Origin of the sequence: Roseibium sp. (genome assembly GCF_965229775.1) — a bacterium.
GTDB lineage: Bacteria > Pseudomonadota > Alphaproteobacteria > Rhizobiales > Stappiaceae > Roseibium.
In genome coordinates, this window is sequence record NZ_OZ245929.1 from 5,273,785 (window position 1) to 5,291,085 (window position 17,301).

Genomic DNA, 17,301 nt, shown 5'->3' on the forward strand with positions numbered 1-17,301 from the left:
TCAGGCTCTGCGCCGTGTTTTGCGCAAGAAAAACACCGCGCAAGGTGGCGCAGCGAATATTCGGAGAGCATTGAAGCAAATGGCGTTTCGTCGTTCACGGGCGCCCTGACCCTGTCTCGAAGTCCTTTCCGATCAGGGAGAAAGTTGCACATTTCGTAGGCAGCAAAGCCGAGATATTGTTCTTTGACACACTTCAGAATTTTGTCATGATTGCAAAACAAGCAGAACAGGCAAAGGGGAGGCAATGGCGGACGATCGGACTTTCTTCAACGAAATGCTCGACGATGCTGGTGGACCGCGATCACCATATGCAAGGCTCGCGACATGGCTCGAAGACAAACCCGCTAATTTCCTTACAAAAAAGAGCCGGGATGCGGAGACGATATTCCGCAGGCTCGGGATCACCTTCGCTGTTTACGGCGCAGAAGAAGCAACGGAACGGCTGATTCCGTTCGATCCCATCCCCCGTATCATTTCCGCATCCGAGTGGCGCAGGCTGTCCGCCGGGATCGATCAGCGCGTGCGCGCGCTGAACGCGTTCATGCATGACATCTATCACCGTCAGGAAATCCTGCGGGCCGGGATCATTCCCGCGGACCTCATCCTGCAGAACGAGGCCTTCCTGCCCGAGATGGCCGGCTTCACACCGGCCCGCAAGGTCTATGCACACATCATCGGCACGGATCTTGTCAGGGTATCGGAGAACGAGTTCTACGTCCTGGAAGACAACACCCGCACCCCCAGCGGTGTCTCCTACATGATGGAGAACCGCGAAACCATGATGCGGCTCTTTCCAGAGCTGTTTCAGACCCACGCCGTCGCCCCGGTCGAACAATATCCCGAACTCCTGCGCCGGACGCTGGAAAGCGTGGCACCCGATCCGTCCAAGTCGGCGCAGACCATCGTCGTGCTGACACCGGGCATCTACAACTCGGCCTATTTCGAACATGCGTTCCTGGCCGACTCCATGGGCGTGGAACTGGTGGAAGGCAGGGATCTTTTTGTCGATGCCGGCAAAGTCTTCATGCGGACCACACGCGAACCCGAGCAGGTCGACGTGATCTACAGGCGTATCGACGATGCGTTCCTGGATCCCCTCACCTTCAATGCGGACAGCATGCTCGGCGTGCCGGGACTGTTTGATGCCTATCGCGCCGGCAATGTCACGATCTGCAACGCCCCGGGCACCGGTATCGCCGACGACAAGGCCATCTACGCCTATGTCCCTGACATCATCGAGTTCTACACCGGACAAAAGCCGATCCTCAACAACGTCCCCACCTGGAACTGCTCGCGCCCGGACGACCTGGCCTACGTTCTCGACAATCTCGAGGACATCGTCGTGAAGGAAGTTCACGGGTCTGGCGGCTACGGCATGCTGATCGGGCCGACGGCGTCCAAGCGGGAGATTGCCGAGTTCCGGAAGGTTCTGGAGGCAACGCCATCCAACTACATCGCCCAGCCGACCCTCGCCCTGTCGGCCTGTCCGACCCATGTCGCCTCCGGCGTCGCGCCCAGGCATGTGGATCTGCGGCCCTTCGTTCTGATCGGCGATCAGGTACGGATCACGCCGGGCGGCCTGACCCGCGTGGCGCTCAAAAAAGGCTCGCTTGTCGTCAATTCCAGTCAGGGCGGCGGCACCAAGGATACCTGGGTACTTGAGGACTGACAGCTGATGCTCGGAAGAACCGCCTCTTCACTCTTTTGGATGTCCCGCTACCATGAGCGGGCTCAGAATGTCGCCCGTCTCCTGGAAGTCGCCTATCGCGGAGCCATCATATCCCATCGCGGACAGGAGCACGGCACGCACTGGACCTTTGCCTTGACCTGTTCGGGCTGCGAGCCCGAATTCACGGAAAAATACGACGAACTGGGAATTCGGAACATCGCTTATTTCCTTCTGTTCTCGAAGGAAAATGCGGTCAGCGTGCGCAACAGCCTGGAACTGGCGCGCAACAACGCACGCGCGGTCCGCACCGGGATTACCGCCGAACTCTGGGAAGCGATCAACACCACCTGGATCGAGTTCACCGAGATCAATCCGCAGACCATCACCCAGGAAAGGCTTCCCGACTTTCTTGCCTGGGTGAACCAGCGGGCACATCTGTTCCGCGGCGCGCTCCTGAACACGGTGCTGCGCAACGACGGCTATTTCTTCTCCCAGATGGGCAATTTCGTCGAGCGCGCTGACAACACGGCGCGCATTTTGAACTCGCAATACTGGTCGCTCCTGCCGGACAGCGACATCCTCGACGACGGCTCCATGGAAAAATACCAATGGTCGGCAATCCTGAGAGCGCTGTCAGGCCGCAGAAGCTACCGCTTCGCCTATCCCAACGCGCGCCTGAAGGCCTTCAACATCGCCGAGTTCCTGATCCTCAGGAAGGAAATGCCGCGGTCGCTCGCCCATTGCTACAACTGGATCGCCGACACTGCGGAAGACCTGTCGCAATTCTACAGTTCCCAGGAGCCGAGCCTTGAATTGGCGAAGGAAATCGCGCTGAGCCTTTCGGAAAAGCAGATGCGGGAAATCTACCAGGACGGCCTTCACGAGTTCCTCGATGACTTCATCGGCCGGAACAACCAGTTCGCTTTCGAGCTGTCCAAGGACTACAACTTCTCCTGACCGTACCACACTTCAACCAGGTGCCGCATGCAACTGACCGTCCGACATACCACTCGCTACCGCTATGACGCGCCGCTCGCCAACGCGATGCAGCAGATCCGTCTGACGCCGGAAAACGGGCCTGCGCAAAAGGTGATTGAATGGTCGATCGACGCACCCGGCATTTCCCGCGCGACAACCTACAAGGACGCGTTCGGAAACCGTGTTCACATGGTGTCGCGGAGCGAACCCGTTGAAGACGTAGAAATCACCGCGACCGGCATCGTCGAGACCAGGGACACCAACGGGATTCTGGGACATGAACCCGACGCCACCGTCCCGCCGCGGATCTATACGCGCATGACGCCGTTGACCCAGCCGAACCAGGCGATCAGAAGGCTGGCCGCACATGCGGAAGACCCCGACCGGATTGCCGGTTTCCATGCACTCATGCACGCCATCAGGGACAAGGTCGATTACAAGGTCGGCGTCACCGAAACCCACGCACCGGCAGCAGCGGCGCTGGCAGCCGGTGAAGGCGTTTGCCAGGATCATGCACATATCTTCATCGCAGCCGCCCGCTCCGTCGGCGTCCCGGCGCGCTATGTCTCCGGATACCTGTTGCTGGAGGACGAGCAGGCTTCCGAGGCGCACCATGCCTGGGCCGAAGTTATGATCGACGGTCTGGGGTGGACCGGCTTCGATGTCTCCAACGCGCAATGCCCCACCGACCGGTACATCCGGCTGACGGTCGGGCTCGATTCGCGGTCCGCCGCGCCGATCAGGGGTATCCGCTTCGGCGGCCTTGAGGAGAACCTGCAGGTTCAGGTCGACGTGTCACAGGCGGTTTTTCAACAACAGCAGTAAACAACAGCAGCAATTGTCATTTTTCGAACGCCCAATCTTCGTTCAGTATGCTAACAGAGCGATGGGGAACGTCTGAGGGGCTCTTTGAATGACATATTGTGTCGGCTTGAAACTGGACCGTGGGCTTGTGTTTGCCGCAGACACACGCACCAATGCCGGTGTCGATAACATTGCGACCTACAAGAAGCTTCATGTCTGGGAAGAGCCAGGCGAGCGTGTCATCACGCTCCTGTCCGCAGGCAATCTCGCGGTGACCCAGGCGGTTGTTTCGCTGCTGAGCGAACACATCACCTCGGCGGAAAATGACCGGGCAACGCTGATGACCGCCAAGACCATGTTTCAGGTCGCGCGGCTTGTCGGCAGCGCCGTGCGCGAGGTCAAGTCGATCGACGGCGAGGCGCTTGCGACGAGCGCGGAAAACTTCTTCGTAACGTTCATTCTCGGCGGTCAGATCGAAGGCGAAGAGCCGCGCATGTTTCAGATCTACGCGGCCGGCAATTTCATCGAAGTCGGTGAAGACACGCCTTTCCTCCAGATCGGCGAGCACAAATACGGCAAACCGATCCTCGATCGTGTGACACGGGCCGACATGCGGCTCGGCGAGGCAGCCAAGCTGGTCCTTCTTTCCTTCGATTCCACCATCAGGTCGAACTTGTCCGTCGGCATGCCGATCGACATGCTGCTCTACAACAAGGACACCTTTTCGACCGACAGGCAGGTGCGGATCGAACAGGACGATCCGTATTTCCAGAAACTCTCGCAGGGCTGGTCCGAGAAACTGCGCGCAGCCTTTGGCGAGATTGACGAATTCGACGTTTGAAGCGCACTGCGGAGCTGTCAGAAAGGCGTCACAAACCGGCTTTAGAAGCGGACCGATCGACCCGGAGTAAGTCTTCATGAGCAGCGGCACCGCGAGCGAACTCGACCCCCTCACCTGGACACGGGAAACCTCGCAGGAACCGCTTGAGGCGAATGACCTTGCCCTGAAGGCCGTCCGGGACATGATCAAGGCGGGCAAGCGCAACCAGATTGTCGAACTCCTGAAGCGCTGGGATCCGATCGACGTCATGCAGTTGCTCACCCGATTGCGGCTGAAACAGGCGCGCAAGCTCTTCCAGTGGCTGCCCGCCAACCCCTCTATCAAGGTCGTTGCGGAACTCAGGCCCGAATTCCGGTCGATTCTTATGGAGGAATCGACCCTCGATCAGTTCCGCGATATTCTTGCTGGCCTGGACCCGGAAGACGCGATCGAGATTCTCAACGAGTTTCCCGACGATGTCGCCGATGAATTGATCGCCCGTCTCCCCGATGTTGAGGACATCGCGACGCGGGGCACCTATGCCGACGATACCGCCGGCCGGGTCATGGCGCGCAAGTTCGTGGCGCTGCGCGAAGACTGCACGGCCGGCGAAGCCGTCGAGCAGATGCGTGATGAAGCAGATCGTATCCGCAGGATTTTCACCGTCTACGTCACCGATGCGGGCGGAAAACTGACCGGCACCGTTGAAGTCGGAAAACTACTGCTTGCGCAGGATGATGTCCGGCTCAGAGACATCATGAACCGGGATGTCATCGCCGTCTCCACCGACACCGACCAGGAAGAGGTGCTGCGCCTGGCCCGCAAGCGGGACATGCGTACGGTGCCCGTTGTCAGCGGCGAAGGTCACCTGATCGGGCGGATCACGCCCAAGCAGCTTACCCGGATTGCCGCAGACGAAGCCAACGAGGATATGCTGCTGATGAGCGGTGTCTCCGGCGAAGCCCGCTCGGACGACACGGTTTTCCGGATCGTTCGCGGACGTCTTCCCTGGTTGCTCGCCGGGCTCGTCGGAGCCAGCGTGGCTGCGACCGTCGTCGGCTCCTACGAAGACCAGCTGGCTGAGGCGGCGATCCTCGCCGCCTTCATTCCCGTGACCATGTCGATGGCCGGGAACGCCGGTCTCCAGGCCTCAGCGGTTGCCGTTCAGGGGATCGCCACCGGCGCGCTCTGGTCCGGCGACATCGTCTTCCGGCTGTTGAAGGAGTTCTTCGCGGCCCTGATCAACGGTGCCGTTGCCGGGACCCTGCTGGGGATCCTGGTCCTTGTGGCCTCTTTCATCGTGCCGCTCGAAGCACCGGAGCGGTTGGCGCTGGCGACATCGCTGTCGCTCCTTTGCGTCACCACGCTGGCGGCAATGGTCGGGGCGACGGTGCCCATTATCCTGGACAAGGTCGGCATCGATCCGGCCATGGCCATCGGGGTCTTCATCACCTCGTCAAACGACGTGCTCGGCGTCCTGATCTTCTTCCTGATGGCGACCTCGTTCTATATGGCGTGAGGCTCAGGCCGCCGACCGGCTTCCGTGCACCGCCGCTGCAACGGCAGACAATCGTCGTCCCGGAACCGTCAGGCGGTCTGCAGGATCAGTACCGCCGCATCGAATTCGGTCCGCTTGTAGGCGCGGGTCTGCGCGGCTTCCGCATCCTCGCCCCAGCGCTCGATATTGTGGTCCTCTTCCACATGCGCCGCGGTCCAGGCCGCGTCAGCGTCGACCTTGCCCTCGCGCAGTCCAAGAGCAAGAAGTGCGGAACCCGTCAGGCTGGTGATCGTGTGAAGCGCGGCGAGACGCAGCGCCGTTTCACCCGCGAGGCGGTCTTTGTAGGATGCAAGAAGGTCATCCGGCTGGGCGGCGTGTATCACGCCTTCAATCAGGACAAACCGGCCGCCCAGGAGACCGCCGGCCCAATCAACGACCGGATCCCAAAGCGCGCGCTGCGTATCGACAAGGCTCTGCGGATCATCGGCGCGATAGCACAGGGCGTCGTTGCCGGCGAAGCTGACGATGTCGTCCAGCACTTCCTCCGCGCGCACGCTGACCGCATCCAGCGCCGAATTGGTAATCCTGGTCAGCGGCATCGTTGCCGGGTTGATTTCCTTTTCCTGAGCGGCCCATTCAGCGGATACGGCGGCCGCCAGCCTTTCGTTCGGCAGGCAGAGCCCCGCCTTGCCGGGTGTTTTCACCGGTCTTCCGTCGAGATGGATGACATAGCCGCCATCCGTTTCGGCGTAGGTGGCCTCCTTGTAGAAGCGCTTCGGCAATTCGCGTTTCGAAAGTTCGCGCGCCCGCTGCTCGGGGTCTTTGGCCGCCTCTTCATGCAAGGTTTCAAGAAAATCGCGCATCAGACTGTTTCCTTGTCAAAATTCAGAACCTCGGCCAGCGCATCATCCAGATCGTCGAAACCGTGAATGATCCGGTCGGCGCCTTCCGCTGCGAGCCTGGAGTGGTCATGATATCCCCATGTCACGCCGATCGTCCCTATGCCGGCCGATTTGGCCATGGCCATGTCAAACGCAGTGTCTCCGATCATGACTGACCTCTCAGGCAACACGCCCGTTTCCGACAGGGCCCGTTCGATCATGTCGGGATGCGGCTTGGACGGGGACGTGTCGGCGGTCTGGATCGTCGCGAACTTTCCGTGTAGGCCGTGCGTGTCCTGCATGTGTTTGACGCCGCGCAGAGCTTTGCCGGTCGCAATGCCGAGCAGAAACGCGTCCCGCGCATGCAACCGCTCCACGGCCTCGCGCGCACCTGGATAGAGCGGATCGATCTCCAGCCCCTCCGCGCGCCGCGCCCATTTGGCCTGTCGGTAGGCCTCCGCCATCGCGGGCACCTTCTCACGATGCGCCTCGCCGACAAGATCAGAAAACGCCTCTTCCAGAGACCTGCCCACGATGGACAGCGCCGTCTTCCGGTCCGGCATGGGCAATCCGACGGCGTCGAACCCGACCTGAAGTCCATGGAAAATGGTGTTCTGACTGTCGACCAGCGTCCCGTCGACATCGAAGATGATCAGATACATGAGGAAACCTGCGCCTGTTCAGCCAAGGCCCGCATGTGCCGGGTTTTCCGGTCCGGGTCAAGGGTCATTTCGCTGTCTCGGAGCATGCTGCCCCCTTCCCCCGTTTCCATGCAAAGATGGTCAATTGGCGGAACGGCAAGAGCGCCAGCAGGGCCCCGCGCCCGCGCCTGCGCTCCGGCAGGCCCTTACCAGGTCGAAGGTTTGGAGCCGATGTGCCTGAAATTTGCCGTTTTCTGGTGGTTTTCGGAGCCCGCACGACCCGCAAGGTTCTGTTAACCATGTTCGTAAACCGTCCGGTTACCATACCTGCGGATACTCGTGCAGGTGGTTGGACGTAGCCGTTTGGGACAGATTGTCACCAAATCCGGATAGTTTTGGATCGCAGTGTCATTGCTGCGGCGCGTGGGATGGTATTGCCGGAATGCAAGAGATCGAACAGCAGAAATCCCCGGGGCTCCGGAAAGAAAAGACCAGGCGGAAGTTTCCGCTGCGCGCACTCGGCGTCGCCGTCGTTCTGGCGGCGACCGCCGTCACAGTGACCATCAACGGTCCTACACTTTTCTCCTCCTCCGATCGCACCGGCAACATCGGTTCCGATCCGAAGGTCCTGGCGCTTGGCGGTCCGGCGACACTTGGTTCGGCCGCACTGCAGTCGGCTGCGACGGGCGATCCAACGTCGCGCAAGGGTCCGGAAACAGGCAACGGTCTGAACACCGGCAATATCGCAGAGCCGCCCGCACCCGCACGTGGTCTGATGTTTTCGAACACGGCAGCGGCGCTGCAGACCGAGCGCGTGAAGAAAGTCGCGAAGTTCAAGCTTGCGGCCAAGCTCGCCCATCTCAGGTTTGCCCAGCATCTGGCGATTGCACGCGCGGAGCGCGTCGAAGCAGCGGCACGGTTGGCACTCGCACAACCGGTACCTGTTGCAGCGGTCGCCGCGGTGCGTGTACCTGGCGTCAAACCGCAGCCGCCGGTGCGTTCGGTGGCGGTACGGACCCAACCGGATGCCGAGGTCTCTCAAACCCCGGCCCCGATTCTCGCCTATGCCACACCCGGTGTTCCGGAAGAAGAGAGCAAGAGTGGCTTCGGCGGACTGGGCAAGATCTTCAACGGTCTGAAGGGCGGTCTCCCGGGCCGCGGAAGCGGCATTGCGGTCTACGACATCAGTGCCGCCGTCGTGCACATGCCGGACGGAACCAAGCTTGAGGCTCACTCGGGCATCGGTCACCGGAAGGACAATCCGAAATACGCGCATGTCAGGAACCTTGGACCGACCCCGCCCAACATCTACGACCTGAGAATGCGTGAACGCCGTTTCCACGGTGTCGAGGCTATCCGCATGCTGCCAAGGGATCTGGCCGCGATGAAGGGCCGCGACGGCATGCTGGCGCATAGCCCCCTGCTCCGCCGCTCCAATGGCTCTCATGGCTGCGTCGCCTTCAAGGACTACAACAAGTTCCTGAAAGCCTTCAAAGCCGGCAAGGTGAAGAAAATCATCGTGGTTCCCTCAATGGAGAAACTGCCGAAATACATGGCCAAGCTCAACCGGGGCACTGACGCCTAGAGACGTCTTGCTCTCGTGCGGCAGATTGGCTAAAGACACCGAAGTCCCGTCCGGAGCATGTCCTTGACCAAGATACTGGCCGTTTTCCTGATCCTGATCGCCGCCATCCAGGTGATCAAACCGCTCGGCTGGCCGGGTCTCAAGAAACGCTCCGATGCCTGGAAATTCGTCGCCGGGGTTGTCGCGGTGACCGTCGTGTCCGTCATCGTCAGTGCGCTGTTCCAGGGGCTCTAGAACACTGCCGTCCCTGAAAACAGGTTGAACTCCTCCAAGGCAGCGACACATGGGCGAACAAGCTACCCTTCACCTGATCTGCGGCAAGATAGCCGCCGGCAAATCGACGCTGGCGCGCCGCCTAGCTGCAGCGCCGGACACGATCCTGATCCGGGAAGACTTCTGGCTGTCCGAACTGTACGGCGACCAGATGCAGAGCCTCGCAGACTACGTGAAATTTTCCGAGAAGCTGCGCGCGACGCTGGAGCCGCATATCGTCGATCTCCTGCGGGCCGGGCTTTCCGTCGTTCTCGACTTTCCGGCGAACACGATCGAGTACCGGCAGTGGATGCGGCGGGTGTTCGAAACGGCAGGAAGCGGACATCTGCTTCACCTCATCGACGTCAGCGACGATGTCTGCAAGGCGCGTCTGCGAGAACGCAACGCGTCCGGCGAACATGAATTCCAGGTGTCCGACGACCAGTTCGACCGCGTCAGCAGGCACTTCCAGCCTCCCACTGAAGCGGAGGGTTTCACGATCCGCGTGCACGCGTCATGACAGAGCTGATCACCTGACCGTTCCGGCATTCACCGCTTGATCAGCGTCTCATCCGGATCGTCCGCTTCCGGATCGTAGTCGCCGGCGTCGAAACCGAGCAGGTTCCAGGTCTGCTGCATGTGCGGCGGCAGCGGTGCGGAGACGTCGATCATGCCGTGGCCCGACGGGTGCGGAATCACGATGCGCCGCGCCAGCAGGTGCAGCCGGTTCTGGATACCGCCGGGCAGTTCCCAGTTCTCGATGTTGAAATACTTGTCGTCGCCGATGATCGGGTGGCCGATATGAGCCGCATGCGCCCTGAGCTGGTGGGTTCGCCCCGTGACCGGCTTCATGGTGACCCAGGAGAGTTTCTGTGCGGATTGCTCGAACACGGAATAGAGCGAAACGGCGTGTTGGGCATCGTCGTCGCCCTGACGGGTCACCCGCATCCGCTCCTCGCCCTCGCTGCGCGCCAGAAAGGTTGAAATGCGGCCTTGCTTCGGCTTGGGAACGCCTGCAAGCATGGTCCAGTAGATCTTGCGCGTGTTGCGATGCCGGAAGGCCTTGGTCAGCTCCTGCGCCGCCTGCCGCGTGCGCGCGACAAGGATGATTCCGGAGGTTTCCCGGTCAAGACGGTGCACAAGGCGCGGTTTGTTGCCCTTGCGGTCGGTGAACGCCTCCAGCATGCCGTCCAGATGCCGCTTGAGCCCGGAGCCGCCCTGCACGGCCAGACCGGCCGGCTTGTTGAGCACCATCACCTGATTGTCCTCGAAAAGCAGCATCTCCTCGATGGCTTTCCGATCATCGGCAATCAGCTTCGTGGACTTGGGCTTGGCATTCTTGCGGTCGTCCGCCGGGAGTTCGACGCCGAGCGGCGGGATCCGCACCATCTGTCCCTTGGCAATGCGTGTGCTGGCATCCGCCCGTTTGCCGTCGATGCGGACCTGGCCGGTGCGCAGCAACTTCTGCAGACGGCCGAAGCCGAGGCCCGGATAGTGGGTCTTGAACCAACGGTCGAGGCGCATGCCCGCTTCGTCGGCGGTCACTGTTTTCTGTTCAATCGCGGACATCTTGTTCTCGGAACCGTTGGCGGTCCGGCGGGACCACTGTCAACCAGAGCGTTTCACGCCCCGGGCGGAATTCGTTCCGCTGCGTATAGGCGCAATCCGGGAGAATTGGAAGGGAAACTTAGGAAACCACCTGACGCGCAATGGCAAGGCCGCCGAACACCGCCGCGATGGACAGCAGCACCGAGGCCACCACATAGACCATCGCCAGAAACGTGTCGCCGCGCTCCCACAGAACCGAGGTATCGAGCGAGAAGGCGGAGAAGGTCGTAAAACCTCCCAGAACACCGGTCGCGACGAAATACCGGACCGTCTGGACATGCTGAAAATCGGACTTCACGAGCCAGCCGATCAGAAGCCCCATCACGAGGGATCCGACAACGTTGACCGTGAGCGTTCCTACGGGAAATCCGGTCCCGAACAGACGCAGGCTGGCAAGGGCCACGAGGTGCCTTGCCCCTGCCCCGAACGCTCCGCCCAGCATCACAAGAAGAAGATGTTTCAAGGTCTTCCCGACTTCGTCCGATTTCCCTGGCTAAGGCGCGTAGCACGCAGCTTCGTTTTCGTAAAGCGATCCGACCGAGCGTCAAAAGGAGACAAGGTGATGCAAACCATCACAGCAGGGGGTTTTACCGGCTTGCCAACGCAAAATCAGGATTGCCGCACAAAGGCTCAAACCTCCTCCGCCACATGCGCAAAATCGGGATAGATCGACCGGATCAGATCATCGACGCGTTCGATCTCGTCGGGGATCGCCTGAAGCTTGTCCCGTTCTTCTTCCAGGATCGCCAGAAAGATCTGGGCCCTTGCCTGGTTGATCTGAGGCTGGGGCAGCGTCGTCGCCCCTGCCGCGGACAGGACGATGCTGACCAGCCTGTCGGCAGCATTGAGGCGGCCCCAGAGATAATCGTGTTCGCGCCAGCTTCTGTTGAAGAACGCACCGAAGGAATTGAGCGCCTTGCCCTTGAGCTCAAAACCTTCCGTGTAGAGGCTCGCGGCGTCCCTCGGGCTGATGCGATCTACTAGGATTTCGGTCACTTCCGAAAAGTCGTTCCGTTGCAGCACCGGGAACGTGATCAGGTCGTAAAACCCGAAACCGACATAAGACCTCAGCAGGGACATGTGCCGGTCCTTGTCGAGAAGATCGCGCGCGGTTTCCGCGAACAGCTCGTCATGAAGCCGGTCGAGATCGACGAGCCCCATCATCTTCGTCAGGTTGGCGAGAAGTGGCTCGACATGGGTCTCCAGATCACACTGACCGGCCGCGCTTGCGGCAAGAAACGCCTCGGAGACCTCTTTGCTCTTCCCGCCGAAAAACGTCTCCGTCCAACGCCAGCCAAGGTGATCGATCTGCTCGTAGAGAAGCCCCTTCAGATGGTCCAGCGCACCTGCATCCGGCGCAGGCAGCGACGATGCGGTTCCGGGCTGGTAAAACCCGTTGAGTTTCCGGATGGCAAAGCGCAGGCGGCGAATGCGGTAATCGACATCGAGGCCGCGCAGCAGCGAGACAATATGCGGATCGGTTCGTCCGAGGCCATCCTTGCTTTCAGTCGCAAGCCGGTTGAAATGATTTGAGAAAACGGAAAGAGCGGCCTCCTCCCGCGCCTGGAGATCAACGGCGCCGGACAGCCTGTTCGAAAGACCGGCCAGCCGTTCGGCAAGCGCGTGAAGTTTGAGGGACTGGTAGTTCAGAAAGGCAAAACCGGCCTGTTCGAAAGCCGTGTTGGTCGCATCGCGCCGGCACTTGGACAGGATGTCGGCGGTGATCGCACGCCATGTCGGCAAGAGCCTCGACACCGCCTGTTCGACGACCGGCCCGGTCGCATCGATCAATTGGGCCAGCCAGCGGCTGCGCCGGTTGTTCTGCTCCAGTTCCTTCAGGTCGTCGCCAATCGGCTCGTTTCTGGGTATGTGCGCGAGCGAGGCCAGGATAACCCTGAAGAAACCCGGAAGCTCCATAGGCCTTTCGCCGCCTTCGCTCATGTCGACCGGTGCCGGATCCACGTAGATCAGCCGCCTTGCCACTTCGCGTGCCGCGGGCCGCTCTTCAATCACCTCGATGACGGGCGCAAACGGCTTGTTCATGACCACGCTCCCGTCGACAAAACAATGCTGCGCCGTCCGGTCGGGCGTCAGGCAGAGTTCCCGGCTCAGGAACGTGTCCCGTTCCGGCCAGTCAAAATCGTGCCTGGCGAGCGCGCGATCCATCTCCGCGACCGTTGCAGGCGGGAATGCGCCCGGAAACGAGGAGGTCGCCCGCGCCGTGAAGACCAGCTCGGGAATGTTGTCGGCACCGAACTGGCTGTCGACATGTCCTTTGGTGCGGTGAACCGCGTGAAACTTCAGGATACGCCGGTGATCCCACTCTTCGACAAAGGCCGGATCGTCGAGCAGGATCCGCCGCTTGATCCCGTTGTAGTCCGTGATCGTGACAAACAGATCCAGCGTCTGTCCGCGTGGAATGAGAGTGTGTTCTGCGGTGTTTCCATTTTCCATCTTGCGGCAGGCGTCAAGCATCCAGCCGATGAAACGCTCACCTGAAAAAGGCGGCGAGAACCATCTCGCCTGCATGAATTGACGGAGCTTGTCCCGTGTCTCGTCATTCTTGATCTGCTTGTCGAGCCGCGCGGATATGAGCTGGTCGAGAACCGGTGAGATCGAGAGTTTCAGATAGCGTGACAGGCCGGACTGGGGCCGCGACAGCCGTGTCACGTCGGCATTTTCCAGCCACATCTCGCTATGGCTTTCCAACGGAAGGTCATGCGCGATGGCGCGCGCCAGCATGATGCCGTTGACACCCCCGGCCGAGGCACCGGCGATGGCATCGACCACGACACGGATATCGGCAACGCCGGAAAGCAGGTCGAGCAGGTTCTGGTAGGCACTCTGGGCGGGCTGCAGTTCGCGGGAGCCAATCAGCTCGGCCGCGCCGCCATTCCGGTCCAGCCGGTAGCTGGAGGCACGGACGAGGTTCAGGATTTCCCGGCTCACCCCGTGCATGTAGATGGCGAGCGAAACGCCGCCGTAAAGCACGAGTGCAAGTCTGAGTTCGATTTCCTTCATGGAACTGCCAGCCGGATTGTTACAAACGGTCTATCAGGAAAAAATTGCCATATTCCTTAGATGGCGATGAAACGGCCCAAACAAAGCAAATCCCGAACGCATAGCGATCATACCTGATCACGCTTGCGCGCGGAAAATGTGTAGTGGCATTGACCGTTCAGGTCCCGAGCGCACCTGACCGACGCACCCTGGATATGAGTTGCATAGGTCCCATCAAGCGCTCCCGCGTGATCCGAAAGCGCGCTACACTCCCATTTTCCGCTCCGGAGGACATCGGCCTTGGATCTTCAGCAAGTGCTCACATCATACGTCGCCGCCTGGAACGAAGCCGACCCGGGAAAGCGCATCGAATTGCTCGAGCGCTGCTGGAGCGACGGCGGTCAATACATGGATCCGGCCGGAACCGCTCACGGACGCGAGCAATTGTCGGGGTACATTGGTGAGTTTCATACACATATGCCAGGCGCCCGCATTGAACTCATCAGCGGTGCAAGCGAGCACAATTCCCGCATTTACTTCAAATGGCAGTTGATCACGGCTGAAGGCACCGTGAAGATCGACGGTGTCGATTTCGGCTCAATCGCCAAGGACGGCCGTCTTCGGGAAATCGTCGGCTTCTTTGGAGCCCCTCCCGAACGGACAGGGTCCTGATCCACGCCTCATCCCTTGAAGGCTGAAGATCGTGCTCGCCGGCTCAGCTCCGCTCCCGCCGCAACTTGCTCCAGTATTCGAGCCGCTTGCGCAGATCTCTTTCAAAACCGCGTTCCGGCGGATCGTAATAGGTCTGCCGGCCAAGCTGTTCGGGAAAATAATCCTGTCCGGAAAATCCGTCAGGCGCGTCATGATCATACTGGTAGCCCGCGCCGTAGCCCTCTTCCTTCATCAGCTTGGTGGGCGCGTTCAGGATATGTTTCGGGGGAAGCAGCGAGCCGCTCGATTTCGCATCGCGCATGGCCGCCTTGTAGGCGACATAGGCCCCGTTGGATTTTGGCGCCGTTGCCACATAGATCACGGCCTGTGCGAGCGCCAGTTCCCCTTCCGGCGAGCCCAGCATCTGGTACGCGTCGCGCGCGGCGTTAGTCTGGACAAGCGCATTCGGATCGGCGAGACCGATATCTTCCACCGCCATGCGGATCAGGCGGCGCGCCAGATACATCGGGTCTTCGCCGCCATCCAGCATGCGGCAGAACCAGTAGAGTGCCGCGTCCGGATCGGAGCCTCTGACCGACTTGTGCAAGGCGGAGATCAGATTGTAGTGGCCGTCGGCACTCTTGTCGTAGATCGGTGCGCGGCGCTGCACGATCTCCTGCAGCCGCTCCGCATCAAAGACCTCGTCTTCCGCGGCTGCCCGCCAGACATCCTCCGCGAGCGTCAAGGCTGAGCGCCCGTCGCCGTCCGCCATCCGGATCAGCACCTGCCGGGCCTCTTCATCAAGTGGCAGCTTCTTGTCTTCCGTCTGTTCCGCGCGCGCAAGCAGCGCCTCCAGCGCCTCCAGCGACAGGGAGTGGAATGTCATCACGTGCGAACGCGAGAGCAGCGCTGCATTGAGCTCGAAGGACGGATTTTCCGTTGTCGCACCGACAAGCGTGATGGTGCCGTCTTCCATCACGGGAAGAAAGCTGTCCTGCTGCGCCCGGTTGAAGCGGTGTATCTCGTCAACGAAGAGCAGCGTCGAACGGCCGCCCATCCGTCTGGCGCGGGCCGCCTCGAACACCTTCTTCAAATCCGCAACGCCTGAGAAGATCGCCGAAATCTGCTCGAAGGCAAGATCGGTCTCGTTCGCGAGCAGCCGTGCGATCGTCGTTTTGCCGGTTCCCGGAGGTCCCCAGAAGATCAGCGAACCCAGCGTCCGCGTCTTGAGCATCCGCGAGAGCGTGCCTTCGGTCCCCAGAAGATGATCCTGCCCCACGACATCGGCAAGACGCGCCGGACGCAGGCGGTCTGCCAGAGGACGCGGACCGGATTGCGCAAGACCGGAGGCTTCGAAGAGATCGCTCACGGGCGTACTATCTCACTTCCAGCTTCGAAACCTTGCCATTGCGCTCAATCTCGAGAACCCAGACACGCGGCGGCGTCTTGGTGATCACCTCCAGCATGCGGGTGGATTCAACCTTTCTCTCGTTGACCGCACGAATGATATCGCCAGGGCGCATGCCCACCTGATTGGCCGCTCCGCGGCGGTCGACCGCTGCGATCACGACCCCTTCGAAAACCCCGCCGTCCAGGCCGAGTTCCTCGGCGACGGCCGGAGACAAATTCATGACGGTGACCCCCTCGAAGGGTGAATATTCGCGCAGCTCGCGCGTGTCGCGCGGCACGGTCTCGGGCGCGGGCACCAGCGGAACGGAGAGCGACACCTCCTGCCCGTCCCTGACAATCAGGAACCGCGATGTCTCACCGATCATTTTCGTGGCAAACCGATAGCCGAAGGAATTGGGATCAACGACTTCCTTGCCTTCGATCTCGACAACCAGATCGCTGACCTCAAGCCCGGCTTCATGTGCCGGAGACCCGTCGAACACGGCCGTGACGAGAACGCCTTGCGGACGGTCGAGCGAAAGAGCCTCGGCAATTTCCGCGTTGACCATCTGGACCGTTGCACCAAGCCAAGGACGCCGCACCTTGCCGCCCTGGTCCGCTGCCTGGGCGACAAAGCGGGCCATGTGCGCGGGAATGGCGAACCCGATGCCGTTCGATCCGCCTGAGCGGGAGAAAATCGCCGTATTGATGCCGACAAGATTGCCGGACATGTCAACCAGCGCACCGCCGGAATTGCCGGGGTTGATGGCAGCGTCCGTCTGGATGAAAAACTGGAAGTCGGTCACACCGACCTGCGTTCTGGCAAGCGCGGACACGATGCCCTGCGTGACCGTCTGACCGACACCGAACGGGTTGCCGACCGCCAGAACGATATCGCCGACTTCAAGGCTGTCGGAATCGGCAAAGCTCACATGCTCGAACGGCCCTTCCTCGCGGATCTTGAGCACTGCAAGATCCGTGCGCTCATCCATCAGCACGATGTCCGCGTCGAATTCCCGGCGATCGCTGAGCGCGACGCGCACGGCGTCCGCGCCCTTGATGACGTGGTGGTTGGTGATCACGGTACCCTCGGCGGAGATGATCACACCGGACCCGAGCGACGATTCCACCCGCTCGCGCGGACGGCTGTTGCCGGCGCCCGGCTGTCCGAAGAACCGGCGGAAAAACGGATCTTCGAAAAACGGCGAGACCCGTTGGCGCTGAACCACCTTCCGGCTGGCATAGACATTCACGACGGCCGGGGCGACCTGTTTCGCCACGGGCGCGAAGGACAGCTTGATCTGCGCCTCGCTTTGCGGAACCAGTCTCAGGTCCGCAGGCGACGGATCGACCGTCTGCGCAAAACTCGCGGTCGCCAGGATGCCGGTCAGGGCTGCAAGCAGAATACGGCACAACGGTCGGAATCTGTTTGAATTGGTCAGACGCATTGTTGAGCCCCTCTTGTCGAATCTTCTTCCCTACTCGCGATACATGGCAGATAGGGTGCAAAAGAGGCAATTACAAA

At 60.9% G+C, this 17,301-nt stretch carries 16 protein-coding genes; 9 read left to right on the forward strand and 7 right to left on the reverse strand.

Annotated elements, in window-relative coordinates:
• The first annotated feature begins 244 nt into the window (after positions 1 to 244).
• The 5 genes from ACO07N_RS23945 (at position 245) to mgtE (ending at position 5,790) form a co-directional block, all read left to right on the forward strand.
• Positions 245 to 1,669, forward strand: coding sequence for a circularly permuted type 2 ATP-grasp protein (locus ACO07N_RS23945; RefSeq protein WP_421983429.1), 1,425 nt, complete (start codon positions 245 to 247; stop codon positions 1,667 to 1,669).
• Between the two features lie 6 nt (positions 1,670 to 1,675).
• Complete coding sequence (locus tag ACO07N_RS23950; RefSeq protein WP_421983430.1) at positions 1,676 to 2,626, forward strand: alpha-E domain-containing protein; 951 nt, start codon at positions 1,676 to 1,678, stop codon at positions 2,624 to 2,626.
• A gap of 27 nt (positions 2,627 to 2,653) precedes the next feature.
• Positions 2,654 to 3,472, forward strand: coding sequence for a transglutaminase family protein (locus ACO07N_RS23955; RefSeq protein WP_421983431.1), 819 nt, complete (start codon positions 2,654 to 2,656; stop codon positions 3,470 to 3,472).
• Positions 3,473 to 3,560: 88 nt separating this feature from the next.
• Positions 3,561 to 4,292 (forward strand): peptidase, encoded by a 732-nt coding sequence (locus ACO07N_RS23960; protein WP_421983432.1) that lies wholly within the window; start codon positions 3,561 to 3,563, stop codon positions 4,290 to 4,292.
• A gap of 76 nt (positions 4,293 to 4,368) precedes the next feature.
• The gene (mgtE, locus tag ACO07N_RS23965) at positions 4,369 to 5,790 is read left to right on the forward strand and encodes a magnesium transporter (RefSeq protein ID WP_421983433.1); all 1,422 of its coding nucleotides are present in this window, start codon (positions 4,369 to 4,371) and stop codon (positions 5,788 to 5,790) included.
• Between the two features lie 68 nt (positions 5,791 to 5,858).
• On the opposite strand, the gene ACO07N_RS23970 is transcribed toward mgtE, so the two are convergent.
• Both ACO07N_RS23970 and ACO07N_RS23975 read right to left on the reverse strand, forming a co-directional pair.
• Entirely contained in the window at positions 5,859 to 6,632 is a 774-nt protein-coding gene (locus ACO07N_RS23970) for an ATP12 family chaperone protein (protein WP_421983434.1), read from the reverse strand.
• The gene (locus tag ACO07N_RS23975; RefSeq protein ID WP_421983435.1) at positions 6,632 to 7,312 is read right to left on the reverse strand and encodes an HAD-IA family hydrolase; all 681 of its coding nucleotides are present in this window, start codon (positions 7,310 to 7,312) and stop codon (positions 6,632 to 6,634) included. The genes ACO07N_RS23970 and ACO07N_RS23975 overlap by 1 nt, the downstream gene beginning before the upstream one ends.
• A gap of 421 nt (positions 7,313 to 7,733) precedes the next feature.
• Between ACO07N_RS23975 and ACO07N_RS23980 the strand changes: the two genes are divergently transcribed.
• The 3 genes from ACO07N_RS23980 to ACO07N_RS23990 all read left to right on the forward strand — a co-directional run bounded on the left by ACO07N_RS23980 (position 7,734) and on the right by ACO07N_RS23990 (position 9,648).
• Positions 7,734 to 8,876, forward strand: a complete 1,143-nt coding sequence (locus ACO07N_RS23980) for a DUF2778 domain-containing protein (protein ID WP_421983436.1) — start codon at positions 7,734 to 7,736, stop codon at positions 8,874 to 8,876.
• 63 nt (positions 8,877 to 8,939) lie between these two features.
• Positions 8,940 to 9,110 carry a hypothetical protein gene (locus tag ACO07N_RS23985; RefSeq protein WP_319382481.1) on the forward strand — a complete coding sequence of 57 codons (171 nt, stop codon included), beginning with the start codon at positions 8,940 to 8,942 and terminating at the stop codon, positions 9,108 to 9,110.
• A gap of 49 nt (positions 9,111 to 9,159) precedes the next feature.
• Positions 9,160 to 9,648 (forward strand): AAA family ATPase, encoded by a 489-nt coding sequence (locus ACO07N_RS23990; RefSeq protein ID WP_421983437.1) that lies wholly within the window; start codon positions 9,160 to 9,162, stop codon positions 9,646 to 9,648.
• A 29-nt stretch (positions 9,649 to 9,677) separates the two neighbouring features.
• Here the strand turns inward: ACO07N_RS23990 and ACO07N_RS23995 are convergent, their stop codons facing one another.
• From ACO07N_RS23995 to ACO07N_RS24005, 3 genes are all read right to left on the reverse strand, one after another.
• Entirely contained in the window at positions 9,678 to 10,697 is a 1,020-nt protein-coding gene (locus tag ACO07N_RS23995; protein WP_421983438.1) for an RluA family pseudouridine synthase, read from the reverse strand.
• Between the two features lie 118 nt (positions 10,698 to 10,815).
• Positions 10,816 to 11,199 carry a fluoride efflux transporter CrcB gene (gene crcB / locus ACO07N_RS24000; RefSeq protein ID WP_421983439.1) on the reverse strand — a complete coding sequence of 128 codons (384 nt, stop codon included), beginning with the start codon at positions 11,197 to 11,199 and terminating at the stop codon, positions 10,816 to 10,818.
• 167 nt (positions 11,200 to 11,366) lie between these two features.
• Positions 11,367 to 13,757, reverse strand: coding sequence for a patatin-like protein (locus ACO07N_RS24005; RefSeq protein WP_421983440.1), 2,391 nt, complete (start codon positions 13,755 to 13,757; stop codon positions 11,367 to 11,369).
• Between the two features lie 279 nt (positions 13,758 to 14,036).
• Here ACO07N_RS24005 and ACO07N_RS24010 point away from each other — a divergent pair, with 279 nt between their 5' ends.
• Positions 14,037 to 14,408 (forward strand): nuclear transport factor 2 family protein, encoded by a 372-nt coding sequence (locus ACO07N_RS24010; RefSeq protein ID WP_421983441.1) that lies wholly within the window; start codon positions 14,037 to 14,039, stop codon positions 14,406 to 14,408.
• 43 nt (positions 14,409 to 14,451) lie between these two features.
• Here ACO07N_RS24010 and ACO07N_RS24015 read toward each other — a convergent pair whose 3' ends face one another.
• Together ACO07N_RS24015 and ACO07N_RS24020 are read right to left on the reverse strand one after the other, a co-directional pair.
• Positions 14,452 to 15,756 (reverse strand): replication-associated recombination protein A, encoded by a 1,305-nt coding sequence (locus tag ACO07N_RS24015; RefSeq protein WP_421983442.1) that lies wholly within the window; start codon positions 15,754 to 15,756, stop codon positions 14,452 to 14,454.
• A 7-nt stretch (positions 15,757 to 15,763) separates the two neighbouring features.
• A complete protein-coding gene (locus ACO07N_RS24020; RefSeq protein WP_421983443.1) occupies positions 15,764 to 17,224 on the reverse strand; it encodes a DegQ family serine endoprotease in 1,461 nt (486 codons plus the stop codon).
• Positions 17,225 to 17,301 lie beyond the last annotated feature (77 nt).

What these genes read in the sequence shown, in the direction of transcription:
- ACO07N_RS23945 (WP_421983429.1), top strand. Translation starts at nt 245, where the DNA reads ATGGCGGACGATCGGACTTTCTTCAACGAAATGCTCGACGATGCTGGT.
- ACO07N_RS23950 (WP_421983430.1), top strand. Translation starts at nt 1,676, where the DNA reads ATGCTCGGAAGAACCGCCTCTTCACTCTTTTGGATGTCCCGCTACCAT.
- ACO07N_RS23955 (WP_421983431.1), top strand. Translation starts at nt 2,654, where the DNA reads ATGCAACTGACCGTCCGACATACCACTCGCTACCGCTATGACGCGCCG.
- ACO07N_RS23960 (WP_421983432.1), top strand. Translation starts at nt 3,561, where the DNA reads ATGACATATTGTGTCGGCTTGAAACTGGACCGTGGGCTTGTGTTTGCC.
- mgtE (WP_421983433.1), top strand. Translation starts at nt 4,369, where the DNA reads ATGAGCAGCGGCACCGCGAGCGAACTCGACCCCCTCACCTGGACACGG.
- ACO07N_RS23970 (WP_421983434.1), bottom strand. Translation starts at nt 6,632, where the DNA reads ATGCGCGATTTTCTTGAAACCTTGCATGAAGAGGCGGCCAAAGACCCC.
- ACO07N_RS23975 (WP_421983435.1), bottom strand. Translation starts at nt 7,312, where the DNA reads ATGTATCTGATCATCTTCGATGTCGACGGGACGCTGGTCGACAGTCAG.
- ACO07N_RS23980 (WP_421983436.1), top strand. Translation starts at nt 7,734, where the DNA reads ATGCAAGAGATCGAACAGCAGAAATCCCCGGGGCTCCGGAAAGAAAAG.
- ACO07N_RS23990 (WP_421983437.1), top strand. Translation starts at nt 9,160, where the DNA reads ATGGGCGAACAAGCTACCCTTCACCTGATCTGCGGCAAGATAGCCGCC.
- ACO07N_RS23995 (WP_421983438.1), bottom strand. Translation starts at nt 10,697, where the DNA reads ATGTCCGCGATTGAACAGAAAACAGTGACCGCCGACGAAGCGGGCATG.
- ACO07N_RS24005 (WP_421983440.1), bottom strand. Translation starts at nt 13,757, where the DNA reads ATGAAGGAAATCGAACTCAGACTTGCACTCGTGCTTTACGGCGGCGTT.
- ACO07N_RS24020 (WP_421983443.1), bottom strand. Translation starts at nt 17,224, where the DNA reads ATGCGTCTGACCAATTCAAACAGATTCCGACCGTTGTGCCGTATTCTG.